At 70.4% G+C, this 12,467-nt stretch carries 10 protein-coding genes and 1 tRNA gene; 3 read left to right on the forward strand and 8 right to left on the reverse strand.

Features of this window, described 5'->3' with window-relative positions:
* Positions 1 to 15 precede the first annotated feature (15 nt).
* The 6 genes from pknB to SMD11_RS17060 all read right to left on the reverse strand — a co-directional run bounded on the left by pknB (position 16) and on the right by SMD11_RS17060 (position 8,124).
* Positions 16 to 2,055: a Stk1 family PASTA domain-containing Ser/Thr kinase gene (pknB, locus tag SMD11_RS17030; protein WP_087927274.1), complete on the reverse strand. Its 2,040-nt coding sequence runs from the start codon at positions 2,053 to 2,055 to the stop codon at positions 16 to 18.
* Between the two features lie 161 nt (positions 2,056 to 2,216).
* A complete protein-coding gene (locus tag SMD11_RS17040; RefSeq protein ID WP_087927275.1) occupies positions 2,217 to 3,674 on the reverse strand; it encodes a peptidoglycan D,D-transpeptidase FtsI family protein in 1,458 nt (485 codons plus the stop codon).
* Positions 3,671 to 5,107: an FtsW/RodA/SpoVE family cell cycle protein gene (locus tag SMD11_RS17045; RefSeq protein WP_087927276.1), complete on the reverse strand. Its 1,437-nt coding sequence runs from the start codon at positions 5,105 to 5,107 to the stop codon at positions 3,671 to 3,673. Before SMD11_RS17045 ends, SMD11_RS17040 begins: the two co-directional genes overlap by 4 nt.
* A gap of 31 nt (positions 5,108 to 5,138) precedes the next feature.
* The gene (locus SMD11_RS17050) at positions 5,139 to 6,665 is read right to left on the reverse strand and encodes a PP2C family protein-serine/threonine phosphatase (protein WP_087930559.1); all 1,527 of its coding nucleotides are present in this window, start codon (positions 6,663 to 6,665) and stop codon (positions 5,139 to 5,141) included.
* A 66-nt stretch (positions 6,666 to 6,731) separates the two neighbouring features.
* Positions 6,732 to 7,259 (reverse strand): FHA domain-containing protein FhaB/FipA, encoded by a 528-nt coding sequence (locus tag SMD11_RS17055; RefSeq protein WP_087927277.1) that lies wholly within the window; start codon positions 7,257 to 7,259, stop codon positions 6,732 to 6,734.
* A 10-nt stretch (positions 7,260 to 7,269) separates the two neighbouring features.
* Positions 7,270 to 8,124, reverse strand: coding sequence for an FhaA domain-containing protein (locus SMD11_RS17060; protein WP_087927278.1), 855 nt, complete (start codon positions 8,122 to 8,124; stop codon positions 7,270 to 7,272).
* Between the two features lie 606 nt (positions 8,125 to 8,730).
* Here SMD11_RS17060 and SMD11_RS17065 point away from each other — a divergent pair.
* Both SMD11_RS17065 and SMD11_RS17070 read left to right on the forward strand, forming a co-directional pair.
* Positions 8,731 to 8,817 (forward strand) — tRNA-Leu (locus SMD11_RS17065).
* A gap of 331 nt (positions 8,818 to 9,148) precedes the next feature.
* Positions 9,149 to 9,928: a hypothetical protein gene (locus SMD11_RS17070; protein ID WP_087927279.1), complete on the forward strand. Its 780-nt coding sequence runs from the start codon at positions 9,149 to 9,151 to the stop codon at positions 9,926 to 9,928.
* 63 nt (positions 9,929 to 9,991) lie between these two features.
* Here the strand turns inward: SMD11_RS17070 and SMD11_RS17075 are convergent, their stop codons facing one another.
* Positions 9,992 to 10,327 carry a helix-turn-helix domain-containing protein gene (locus tag SMD11_RS17075; RefSeq protein ID WP_087927280.1) on the reverse strand — a complete coding sequence of 112 codons (336 nt, stop codon included), beginning with the start codon at positions 10,325 to 10,327 and terminating at the stop codon, positions 9,992 to 9,994.
* Positions 10,328 to 10,625: 298 nt separating this feature from the next.
* Complete coding sequence (locus tag SMD11_RS17080) at positions 10,626 to 11,060, reverse strand: MarR family winged helix-turn-helix transcriptional regulator (RefSeq protein ID WP_234366072.1); 435 nt, start codon at positions 11,058 to 11,060, stop codon at positions 10,626 to 10,628.
* Positions 11,061 to 11,362: 302 nt separating this feature from the next.
* Here SMD11_RS17080 and SMD11_RS17085 point away from each other — a divergent pair, with 302 nt between their 5' ends.
* Positions 11,363 to 12,352, forward strand: coding sequence for a hypothetical protein (locus tag SMD11_RS17085; RefSeq protein WP_234366412.1), 990 nt, complete (start codon positions 11,363 to 11,365; stop codon positions 12,350 to 12,352).
* Positions 12,353 to 12,467: the final 115 nt, after the last annotated feature.

The raw sequence follows: 12,467 nt of genomic DNA on the forward strand, positions 1-12,467 counted from the left end.
TCCGGAGCGGGCGGGTCAGTGCCTGCGGCCGCCGATCCAGTTGCCGCCGAAGAGGCCGCCGTCGGTGTTGCCGCCCGGGGTGCCGGTGTCGCCGCCGCCGGGGCCGCCGACGTCACCGCCGGTGGTGGCGGGGACACCCTGCTGCGTGAAGATGCTGATCGGGGTGTTCTTGTCGACCTGGGCGCCGGGACCCGGGTTGGTGTTGATGACCACGGCGTTGTCGTCCTGCGCGCCGTTGATCGGGCCGATCTGGAGGCCGAGGTCGGTCAGGGCCTTCTTGGCGTCCTTCAGCTTGGTGTTGGCCGTGGCCGGCACGGTGACCTTCTGACCGGCCTTGGCCACCGTCAGCGTCACCGTGGAGTTGGGCTTGGCCGCGGTGTTGCCGTCGGGGCTCTGCCGGATGACGGTGCCCGGAGCCGAGGACGACTCCTCCTCCTGCTTCTCCACCTTGAAGCCGAGGTCCGTCAGCTGCTTCTTGGCCGCCTCGAACGGCTGGTTGACCACCGAGGGCACCTGCTTGGTCTGCGCGGCCTCCGCGACGGTCAGGGTGACCTCGGAGCCCTTCGCGGCCTTCGAGAGACCCGCCGGGTCCTGCGAGAGCACCGTGCCGGCGGACGCCTCGTCGGTGACCTTCTGCTTCACCTTGACGACGAAGCCCTTGTCCTCCAGCACCTTGCGGGCGTTGTCGACCTGCTTCTCGGTGACGTCCGGGACCTCGATCTTCGGCGCCCCCTCGGACACCGTCACCTTGATCTCGGCGCCCCGGTCGACCTTGGAGTCGGGCTGCGGGTTCTGCTCGCAGACCTTGCCCTTGTCCTGGTCACAGGCCTTGGTGCCGCCCTTGACCACCTTCAGGTCGACGTTCTCGCCCATCTTCTGGGCGTCCGCCAGCGTCTGCCCGATCAGCCGCGGCACGGTCACGTCACCGCTCTTGCCGCTGTTGCCGAAGAGGGACTTGCCGATGAAGATCGCGCCGACCAGCACCAGGACGCCCGCGACGATCAGCAGGATCGTCGACAGGTTGCCCTTCTTGCCGCCCCCGCCGCCGCGCCGGTGGCCGCTGCCGTCGTCGTAGCCGCCGTAACCGCCGTCGTCGTGCCGGACCGGCGGGAGCATCGACGTCTGGCCGGCCCCGTGGTCCTGCGAGCGCAGCATCGTGGTCGGCTGGTCCTCGCCGTAGCCGACCGCGCCCATGGACTGGGTCGCCGCCACCGGCTGGCCCTCCAGGGCCGCCTCGATGTCGGCGCGCATCTCGTCCGCCGACTGGTAGCGGTAGTCCGGGTCCTTGGTCAGCGCCTTGAGGACGATCGCGTCCATCTCGGGCGTGATCTCGGGGTCGAACATGCTCGGCGGGTTGGGCTCCTCCCGCACGTGCTGGTACGCGACGGCCACCGGCGAGTCGCCCACGAACGGCGGACGGACCGTCAGCAGCTCGTACAGCAGGCAGCCGGTGGAGTAGAGGTCCGACCGCGCGTCGACCTGCTCGCCCTTGGCCTGCTCGGGGGAGAGGTACTGCGCGGTGCCGATGACGGCCGCCGTCTGAGTCATCGTCATGCCGGAATCACCCATCGCGCGGGCGATGCCGAAGTCCATGACCTTGACCTGGCCGGTGCGCGTCAGCATGACGTTGGCCGGCTTGATGTCACGGTGGACGATGCCGGCCCGGTGGGAGTACTCCAGCGCCTGGAGGACGCCCGTGGTCATCTCCAGCGACCGCTCCGGCAGCAGCTTGCGGCCGGAGTGCAGCAGCTCGCGCAGGGTGGACCCGTCGACGTACTCCATGACGATGTACGGGATCGAGACCCCGTCCACGTAGTCCTCGCCGGTGTCGTACACGGCGACGATCGACGGGTGGTTCAGCGAGGCGGCGGACTGGGCCTCACGGCGGAACCGGGCCTGGAAGGACGGGTCGCGGGCGAGATCCACCCGCAGCGTCTTCACGGCGACGGTGCGACCGAGCCGGGTGTCGTGCGCGAGGTAGACCTCGGCCATGCCACCGCGGCCGAGCACCGAGCCCAGCTCGTACCGGCCGCCGAGGCGACGCGGCTCTTCCATAGCTCCAGCCCTTCCGTTTTCCTGACCGCACCGGCGTGGGTCCGGCGGTGTGCTGTCCGGCATACCGTACCCGGCACGCCGCACGCCTTCCGGCCGCGACGGTCACCTGATACACGACCGGTACCGTCACCTGCGGCGCACTGGTGCGGAGGTGAACGGCGTCACTTCGACGTCTTGAGCACCGCCTCCATGACGCTCTTCGCGATCGGCGCGGCGAGCTTGCCACCGGCGATGTCACTGCGGTCGGTGTCCGAACCCTCGATCACCACGGCCACGGCCACCGGCGAGCCGTTGTCCGTCTTGGCGTAGGAGATGAACCAGGCGTACGGGTTCGCGGTGTTGTCGACGCCGTGCTGGGCCGTTCCGGTCTTGCCGCCGACCGTGACGTTGGGGATCTGGCCGTTCTGGCCGGTGCCGTCCTGGACCACGGTCTCCATGATCGACTGGAGCTGCTGCGCCGTCTTCTTGGAGAACGGCTGCGACATCTCCTTCGGCTGGTGCGTCTCGATCACGTTGAGGTTGGGCGCCCGCACCTTGTCGACCATGTACGGCTCCATCAGCTTGCCGTTGTTGGCGACCGCGGAGGCCACCATGGCCATCTGGAGCGGCGTGGCGCGGTTGGACGCCTGACCGATTCCCGCCATCGCGTTCTGCGGGCGGTTGTCCTTGGGGTAGACGCTCTGCTCCACGCGGACTGGAGTGAAGATCTCCTTGTTGTTGAAGCCGAACTTCTCCGCCATGGCCATCATCTTCTTGTTGCCCAGGTCGGCGCTGACCTTGCCGAAGACGGTGTTGCAGGAGATGCGCAGGGCCTCGCGCAGCGTGCCGTCCTTGCAGGTGGGGAGGTTGCCCTCGTTGTCCAGCGGCGTGACCGTGTCCGGCAGCGTCCACGGCAGCGGCGAGTTCGTCTTGGAGTCGACGTCCTTGTACAGGCCGTCCTCCAGCGCCGCGGCGGCCGTGACGACCTTGAAGGTGGAGCCCGGCGGGTAGGTCTGCCGCAGGGCCCGGTTGAGCATCGGCTGGTTCTTGTCCTTGTCCAGCGCCGTCCAGGCCTCGCCGTCGTTGGCGCCCGCGATCTTCGACGGGTCGTACGACGGGGTGGACGCGAGGGCGAGGATCTTGCCCGTGCGGGGGTCGAGCGCGGCGACGGCGCCCTTCTTGTCCCCCAGGCCCTTGAAGGCGGCCTCCTGGGCCTTGGAGTTCAGGGTGGTGATGACGTCACCGCCCTTCTTCCCCTTGCCCGTGATCATGTCGACGGTGCGGTTGAAGAACAGGCGGTCGTCGTCGCCGATGAGCACCCGGTCGTAGATGCTCTCCAGCTGCGTGGCGCCGAAGACCTGCGAGGAGCGGCCGGTGACCGGCGCCCACATGTCGCCGTTCTTGTACGTCCGCTTGTACTTGAAGTCGACGCCGCCGGTCTCCTGCGAGCCGGTGATCGCCTGGCCGTCCACGATGATGTTGCCGCGCGGCTGGCTGTAGCGGGCGATGTCGACGCGGCGGTTCTTCTTGTGGGTCTTCAGCTCGTCGGCCTGGACGAACTGGAGCCAGTTGTCGCGGATCAGCAGGGCCAGCACGAGCAGCCCGCAGAAGATCGCGATCCGGCGCACGGGCTTGTTCACGGGCGGACCACCTGGGTCATCTCGGCGTCGGTGGACGGTGCGGGAGCCGGTGCGGGACGGCGCGCCGTGTCACTGATCTTGATCAGGATGGCGATCAGGGCCCAGTTGGCGATGACGGACGAGCCACCCTGCGCGAGGAACGGCATGGTCATACCGGTCAGCGGGATGAGGCCCATGACACCGCCGGCCACGACGAAGACCTGGATGCCGAAACCGGCGGACAGGCCCGTGGCCAGAAGCTTTCCGAAGGGGTCGCGGGCGGCCAGCGCCGTGCGCATGCCGCGCTCGACGATCAGACCGTAGATCAGCAGCAGCCCCATGGCGCCGGCCAGGCCGAGCTCCTCGCCGAAGGAGGCGAAGATGAAGTCGGAGTTGGCGGCGAACTGGATGAGGTCCGAGGCGCCCTGTCCCCAGCCCGTGCCGAAGACGCCGCCGGAGCCGAAGGCGAACAGCGCCTGGGCGATCTGCTCGGTGGTGGCCCAGGACGGGCGCGGCGTGTCGTACACCGCGAAGGGGTGCAGCCAGGCCATCACACGGACCTTCACGTGCGGCTCGAAGGAGCCGACCACGGCCGCGCCGCCCGCGGACATCAGCAGACCGAAGACGATCCAGCTGGTGCGCTCGGTGGCGACGTACAGCATGACGACGAACATGCCGAAGAACAGCAGCGACGAGCCCAGGTCGGTCTCGAAGACCAGGATCATCAGGCTGAGCGCCCAGACGACCAGGATCGGCCCGAGGTCGCGCCCACGGGGCAGGTACAGCCCCATGAAGCGGCGGCTGGCCAGGGCGAGCGCGTCGCGCTTCACCATCAGGTAGCCGGCGAAGAAGATCGCGATGATGATCTTCGCGAACTCTCCGGGCTGGATGGAGCCGAGGCCCGGGACGGTGATCCAGATCTTGGCGCCGAACTTGCCGGGGAAGAACACCGGGGCCACCAGCAGGACCAGCGCCACCACCATGGAGATGTAGGTGTAGCGCTGGAGGATGCGGTGGTCCTTGAGGAAGATCACCACACCGACGAACAGGGCGATGCCCATCGCCGAGAACAGCAGCTGGTTGGGGGCCGACGCTTGGAAGGTGAAGCCCTGCGCCTTGGCCAGCCGGGCGAGCCGCTCCGACTGGTCCAGCCGCCAGATCATGACCAGGCCCAGGCCGTTGAGCAGGGTGGCCAGCGGCAGCAGCAGCGGGTCGGCGTACTTGGCGAACTTGCGGACCACCAGGTGGCCCACGCCGGCCAGCAGGCCGAGGCCCAGCCCGTAGCCGAGCATGCCCGAGGGCATCTCGCCGTCGAGGGCGAGGCCGACGTTGGCGTACGCGAAGCACGGCAGGATCACCGCGAAGGCGAGGAGTGCCAGCTCGGTGTTGCGCCGGCTGGGCGGGCCCACGGTGCTGATCGTGGTCGTGGTGGTGGTACTCGGCGTGGATGGCATGGCTGACATGAGTTGATGGCCCCCTACGGCTTCACTGCTGAGCGCTGCACTGCGGGACCAACTTCTGCTCTTCCTCGGTGAGGGTGGGGCCCGGCGCGGGCGTCGGGGTGGCCTGGACGGGGTTCGGCTTGGCGTCGGCCCGGTTGGGGTCGCGGGCGTCGCCCAGGGCGCCGCCGGCCTTGTCGCCGCTCTGCTTCTCCGCCTCCCGCTGCTTCTGCTCGGCCTTGCGCCGCTCGTCTTCCTTCTTGCAGGTGCCGGCGAGGAGGCCGAGGTCCTTGGCCTTCTGGACGGCCTTGGCACGGCTGTCGAGCGGGATCGTCTCCTCGACGCGGGTGCGCTGGTCGACCGGGAGGTACTTGAGTTCGATCTCGGGGTGGTCCTCGTACAGCTTGCTGAGGCCGACCCAGGCGAGGTCCTGGTTGATGCCCTGGTAGACGGCCACGTGGTTGTTGTCCTTGGCGCCCACGAAGTACTGCGTCTGGGTCCAGCTGTAGCCGCCGTAGAGGCCGCCGGCGACGACGCCGAGCACGATCGCGGCGATCACCGACCGCTTGATCCACTTGCCCCGGCGGGCGGGCTTGACGAAGTCCTCGTCCATGAACGCGCCGAAGGAGCCGTCCGGCATGCCGCCCATGCCGGGCTCACCGCTGCCGGGCGGGCCGAAGCCGCCCGCGGGGGCCTGCGGGGGCACCGGACGGTTGGCGCGGGCGTGCTCGGCGGCGCGGCCGGCCGGGGTCTGCATGGCGCCGTCGTCGCCCAGCTGGACCTGGTTCTCCGCGACCGCGCCGACGATCACGGGCGTGTCGTTGAACTGGGCGGTCAGGGTGTCGTTGCCGTCGACGTCGAGGACGTCGGCGACGATGCAGGTGATGTTGTCGGGGCCGCCGCCGCGCAGGGCGAGCTGGATGAGCTCCTGGATCGTCTCGTGCGGGCCCTGGTAGCTGGCGAGCGTCTCCTCCATCGTCTGATGGCTGACGACGCCGGAGAGGCCGTCCGAGCAGATCAGATAGCGGTCACCGGCGCGCACCTCGCGGATGGAGAGGTCCGGCTCCACGTGGTCGCCGCTGCCCAGCGCGCGCATCAGCAGGGAGCGCTGCGGGTGGGTGGTGGCCTCTTCCTCGGTGATCCGGCCCTCGTCGACCAGCCGCTGCACCCAGGTGTGGTCCTGGGTGATCTGGGTGAGCACGCCGTCGCGCAGCAGGTACGCGCGCGAGTCGCCGACGTGCACCAGGCCGAGCCGCTGGCCGGTCCACAGCAGGGCCGTGAGCGTGGTGCCCATGCCCTCCAGCTGGGGGTCCTCCTCGACCATGACGCGGAGCTGCTCGTTGGCGCGCTGCACGGCGGAGCCGAGCGAGGTGAGGATGTCGGAGCCCGGGACGTCGTCGTCGAGCGTGACGAGGGTGGAGATCACCTCGGAGGAGGCGACCTCGCCCGCGGCCTGGCCGCCCATGCCGTCGGCGATGGCGAGCAGGCGGGGGCCGGCGTAACCGGAGTCCTCGTTGCCCTCCCGGATCATGCCCTTGTGCGATCCGGCGGCGAAGCGCAGTGACAGACTCATGCGCACCTCGCCCGTCGGCTCCGGGTACATCCGCACGGTGCCCACCCTCCGGTCGTCATGGTCCTACTACTTCCGCAGCTCGATGACGGTCTTGCCGATGCGGATCGGCGCACCGAGCGGGATCGGGGTCGGGGTGGTCAGCCGGGTCCGGTCGAGATACGTGCCGTTGGTCGAACCGAGGTCCTCGACGATCCACTGGCCGTCGCGGTCCGGATAGATCCTGGCATGCCTGCTGGAGGCGTAGTCGTCGTCCAGCACGATCGTGGAGTCGTGCGCGCGGCCGAGGGAGATGGTCTGCCCCTGGAGGGCCACCGTGGTGCCGGTGAGCGTCCCCTCGGAGACCACCAGCTTCGTGGGCGCGCCACGGCGCCCGCGGTCGGCCCGGCGGCCGCCGCCCTGCTGCTGGCGCTGCTGCGGCGGTGCGGTCTGCTGCGCGCGCTGGGGCTGCCGGTCGGAGCCGCCGCGGCGGGAGCCGCGCTGGGTCACGCGCGTGCCGAAGAGGTCGCTGCGGATGACCTGGACGGCCACGATGACGAACAGCCACAAGACGGCGAGGAAACCCAACCGCATGACCGTGAGGGTCAGCTCTGACATTGCCCCCGCTTCACCCTTCGGCTTGCCGATAAACGATGGTGGTGCTGCCCACGACGATGCGTGAGCCGTCGCGGAGCGTAGCGCGCGTGGTGTGCTGTCCGTCCACCACGATGCCGTTCGTCGACCCCAGATCCTGGATCGTCGCGGGGGTGCCGACCCGGATTTCGCAGTGCCGGCGGGATACGCCGGGGTCGTCGATGCGTACGTCCGCCTCGGTGCTGCGGCCCAGGACGAGCGTGGGCCGTGAGATCTGGTGGCGGGTGCCGTTGATCTCGATCCAGCGCCTGGTCTGGCCGCCGGCGGCGGCCCCGGCCGCGGGGCCCGCCGGACGGGGCGCGGGGCGTCCCGGAGGCGTGGCGCCGGGCGGCGGGGACGCGGGCATGGGCGGCAGACCGGCCGGCGGGGCCGGATAGCCGCCGCCACCCTGGGTGACGGCGCCGCCGGTGCCGGGCCGCGGGGCGGCCGGGCGGGCGCCCGGCTCCTGCGACTCGCTGGCGGCGAGGGTGCGGCTGCGCACCCGGTAGAGCCCGGTGTCGAGGTCGTCCGCCTTCTCCAGGTGGACCTTGATGGTCCCCATGAAGGTGTACCGCTGCTGCTTGGCGTAGTCGCGGACCATCCCGGAGAGCTCGTCGCCGAGCTGCCCGGAATAGGGGCTCAGACGCTCGAAGTCCGGGGCGCTCAGCTCCACGATGAAGTCGTTGGGGACGACGGTGCGGTCGCGGTTCCAGATGGTGGCGTTGTTGTCGCACTCACGCTGGAGCGCGCCGGCGATCTCCACCGGCTGCACCTCGGACTTGAACACCTTGGCGAAGGTGCCGTTCACGAGACCCTCGAGTCGCTGCTCGAAGCGCTTCAGTACTCCCACGGGGCACCTCCTTCCCTCAGTGACGTTCCTGATGCTCAGTGTCGTTCCTGATACTGCTTACTGATCGTATCCACGCGTCGGGAAAACGGCTGGTTCCCCTTCGGCGCCAGGAGTGACGAGTGTCGCCTTGAAGGCGCCTTCGTGTCGCCTTCACTAGGGATCGTAGAGGCGGCCGTCAGTCAGTGTCCCGCAACCGGTGGGGTACCCCGTAGGCCCCGCCGTCACTACCCGGGTTCCGGAGTCCCCGCAGGGTCGCCGGGAGGGTGTGGCGCGAGCGCGGCCGGGACGGGGGGAGCCCGGGGGCGCGTCGCGGGGTGCCGGGGAGGGATCCGGAGCGGTGGCGGGCGCCGGGGCGGGGGTTCCGGTGAGGCTCGTGGGCGGCCGTGGAGCGGCTCGTGGGAGGCGGTGCGGCGGCTCGTACGCGCCTGGTGGGCGGCGGTGGGGCGGTGCGGAGGCGGTCGCGCGGGACGTGTGGCGGGGGCCACCGCAAACGCGTGTGAAGAGACCCTCCACAGCGTGCTAATGTTCTCGATGTCGGAAGGCGAACGCACAAGACCCGGACGGACGAGTCCGAAGACGGTGCGGGGTAACGAAGACAACACCCATGCGCGGGTGGCGGAATAGGCAGACGCGCTGGATTCAGGTTCCAGTGCCCGAAAGGGCGTGGGGGTTCAACTCCCCCCTCGCGCACCATACGAGACGGACCCCTCCGAGTGACCACGGTCACCTGGAGGGGTCCGTTTCGTTGTGCCCGCTTGCCGGTCGGTCCCTTCTTCCCGCGCCCGCCACGTTTCTCCGTGCGGATGTCCTGGGCTCTCCTGTTCGGATTTTTGCCCTGATCTTTGCCCGACGGCCGGTGTGATGGCGCGAATTCGGCTGTGACGGGAGAGCTTGGCCGGATCATTGCCCGCGCGAGTGACAGCAGTGGGAACATCATTCTGTAGTCGCGCTGGGGCGCTGTGTGAAGGGCGTCGAAGTCCGGTGTCGTAGGGGGGCGTCGTCTGCAACCGGAATGGGGGACGCTGTGGCGTGGGACCAGACCTCCGTGCTGACCGAGTGGGTGCTGCCCGCCGCCATCTGCGCGCCCGTGACCTGGGTCTGCCTGGTCTGGCGCTTCCGTGAGGACGGGCGGCTGCTCGGTACGGTCCGCTCGGCGGCGTCGGCGGTCGCCGTGGTGCTGTGGACGGCCGCCATGGCCGCCCTGGCCAGCGGGCTGCTGCTGCCGCACGCGTCGAGCGTGCCGCCCGCGGCGGTCGGCGTCGTGGCCGGGCTGGGTCTGGTGCCCAAGCGGAAGCTGGAGCAGTCGGGCGAGCACCCTCTGATGGCGATCGTCACCCTCGGCGACTCGCTGTTGCTGAACAGCCTCGCGCTGCGGCTCCAGGCCGACCGCGCCGAGTGGTCGTACCGCATGGCCGGCGGGTTTCAGGACTGCTGGGACCTCGACACCTTCGCAGACCGGGTCAGGCAGCACCTTCTGGCCCGGGTGGACGCGTCGGGGCGTACGGGCAGGAGCCGCACCCACCTCCGCAAGGAGATCGTGGAGCGGCACAGGGACGTGCGGACCGCCGCCCAGAAGTGGATCACCATCGAAACGCGCATCGAGAAGGCGTGTCAGCAGCAGGGACGCGAGCGCACGCGGGAGGAACTGCGGCAGGCGCGGCGGGCTTTCGGCGAGGCCGAGCAGTACTGCGCGTACCTGCTGGATCTGGCGCACGCCCATGGCAAGCGCAGTGACGACAGGAGGATCCGCGAACTGCGGAGCCGTCCCGAGGACGCCGCCGGGGGCGGGGCGCCGGGCGGCTGAGCGGGCCCGGTGAGGGTGGACCGGCCGCGTGGGGCCGGAGGAGCGGTGGCACGGGGCGGGACGTCAGCGGTGGACGGGAGCTAAGGGGCGGTGGTGCGGAGAACGAGCGCTCTCCACGGGTTCGCGGTGCTCGGCGGCCGGCCTTTCGCTGAAGGAGATCTCCACGCGTAGGTCGAGTGCTTCGGCGACGGCCGCCAAGGACCGCATGGTCAAATTCTCGTCGCCGGAGAGGATTTGACTGACCCTGCCGGGGGAGACCCCCATCGTGTCCGCCAAGTCCTTGCGGGACATGCCCTGTTCTGCCAGGAGGCCCGCGAGCGAGGCCGTCGCGTGGCGTGCGAGGCGGGCGCCGGCCGCGTCGGCCGTCCTGCCACCCTCGGTATGTGTTCGCCAGGCCATGCTCTACCCCCAGGACTTGTAGTGCCGCCAGGCGGCTCCTTAAGAGAGGATGCCACCTTTAGGCTTAGCTAAAAGCCTTGATTCGGCTAAAGATTGGGCCACGGGCGTGGTCGGCCTTTCTTCGGCACCGGGTGACCAGGGACGACGCGGCAAACGGTCGAATTCGGCCAACTCCGGGAATCGTCCGGGGTCTCGCGCCGGTCCGGCCTCGTGACGCGGGCCCCGCGGGCGGTCCGGTGGTCCGGCGGCGTGTGGGCCGCGAGGTACCTCCAGCGCGACCCCCGCTGTCCCGGCGGCCTCAGCTGAGTCGTTCGGCCGCCGCGTTGTAGCGCAGCAGATAGGCGGCGAACCGACTGAGGTCGGCCTCGTCCCAGCCGGCCAGGCGCTCCTCGAAGGCCGACCGGCGGGTGGCGGCGACCTGGGCGAGGGTCGCGACGCCGTGCGCCGTGAGGTGCAGCACCTGGACGCGGTGGTCGTCGGGGTCGACCCGGCGCTCGACCAGTTCCAGCTTCTCCAGGGCGGCGACCTGCCGGCTGACCGTGGACTTGTCGAGCAGGTAGTGCGCGGCGAGGTCGGTGGCCCGGCAGCCCTGCCGGTCCTCCAGGTGTGCCAGCAGGGTGAAGGAGACCAGCGAGAGCTCGGGGTGGGTCCGGGCGGCGCTGGCCCGCGCGCGGCGCGCGAAGGCGGTCATCTCGCGCTGGATGGTCTCGACGGACTCGTCTCGGTGCGGCACGGAGGGCTCCCTTTCCGGATGTAGTTGTACAGTACAACTTAGAGCAAGAGTTGTATAAGCCAACTATCTGTCCCGAGGGCCGGGGAACCGGCCGGGGTGCCGGCCCCACGCGCCGGCCCGAGGGACTGGAGGGACCGTCCATGAGTTCCGCTTCCGCGCAGGGGGCCCACGGGGCCCACGGGGCCCACGGGGCCCACGGGGCCCACGGGGCCCACGGGGCCCACGCGGCCCGTACGGCGCACGGGGCCGCCGGTGCGGCCGGGCTGCGCCATGTCCTGATCCACCTGCTCACCCCGCTGCTGATGTGCGTCGGGATGGGGCTCGCCTACCTGGGGGCGTTCGCGACCCCGTCCCCGCACGACATGCCGGTCGCGGTCGTCGGCAGCGGCGCCGCTCCCCAGGCGCTGGCGCGGAGCCTCGGCGAGAAGGCGGACGGCGCCCTGGAGGTCCGTACCGTGGCCGGCCGGGACGAGGCGGTGCGGCAGCTGCGGAGCCAGGACGTCTTCGGCGCGTACGTGCCCGGCGACCGGGGGCGGCCGCCGGAGCTGCTGGTGGCCACGGCCGGCTCCGACACCACCGCGACGGCCGTGGAGAAGGTCTTCACCAGGGTCGCGGCGGCGCAGGGCGCCCCGCTGAAGGTGACCGACGTGGTGCCGGCCGCCGAGGACGACCCGACCGGGCAGGGCATCTTCTTCCTGCTGGTCGCGCTGAGCATCGGCTCGTACGCCTCGGTCGCGGTGCTCGGCGGCGCGGGGGCGGTGCTGCCGATGCGGCTGCGCGCGCTGCTGGCGGCCGGGACGTCGCTGGTGGTCAGCCTGATCGGGGTGGCGTTCGCCGGGCCGGTCTTCCATCTGGTCGACCACGGGCTGGCGGGTCTGTGGGGGCTGGCCTGGATCTATTCGGCGGGCATCCTGTTCGTCGGCGTCGGGCTGCACACCTTCCTCAAGCGGTGGACGACGCTGGGCGTGATGGTCCTCTTCGTGATGCTCAACTTCACGAGCTCCGGCGGCGTCTTCCGGCCCGAGCTCCAGAACGGATTCTTCGCCGGGCTGCACGGCTTCTGGAACGGCGCCGGGTTCGTGGAGGGCACGCGCAGCCTCGTCTACTTCGGCAGCGAGGGACTGGGCGGGCACGTGACGACGCTGGTGCTGTGGCTGGTGGCCGGAGCGGTGGTCGTGGGCGTGGCGTGGGCCGTCGAGGCCGCGCGGGCACGGCGTGCTTCCGGTTCCGCCGAACCCGGGCGGCGCGGAGGGGACATGGAGGAGGAGATGGAGGAAGCGGTCGGGGTCTGACCGCTGTCAGTGACGGGGGGTAGCTTCGAAGGAGTCCGCGTGGGCGTGGAGGGGGAGGGGCACGATGTCGCGACTGCCGTACGTACCGGGGTTCGCGGGTCCGGCGGGGGCCGGG

The sequence above is a fragment of the Streptomyces albireticuli genome (assembly GCF_002192455.1).
In the GTDB taxonomy this organism is placed as follows: domain Bacteria; phylum Actinomycetota; class Actinomycetes; order Streptomycetales; family Streptomycetaceae; genus Streptomyces; species Streptomyces albireticuli_B.

Coding starts and splice junctions, on each gene's coding strand:
- SMD11_RS17055 (WP_087927277.1), bottom strand. CDS start 7,259: ATGTCAGAGCTGACCCTCACGGTCATGCGGTTGGGTTTCCTCGCCGTC.
- SMD11_RS17050 (WP_087930559.1), bottom strand. CDS start 6,665: ATGAGTCTGTCACTGCGCTTCGCCGCCGGATCGCACAAGGGCATGATC.
- SMD11_RS17075 (WP_087927280.1), bottom strand. CDS start 10,327: ATGGCCTGGCGAACACATACCGAGGGTGGCAGGACGGCCGACGCGGCC.
- SMD11_RS17045 (WP_087927276.1), bottom strand. CDS start 5,107: ATGCCATCCACGCCGAGTACCACCACCACGACCACGATCAGCACCGTG.
- SMD11_RS17085 (WP_234366412.1), top strand. CDS start 11,363: ATGTGCGTCGGGATGGGGCTCGCCTACCTGGGGGCGTTCGCGACCCCG.
- pknB (WP_087927274.1), bottom strand. CDS start 2,055: ATGGAAGAGCCGCGTCGCCTCGGCGGCCGGTACGAGCTGGGCTCGGTG.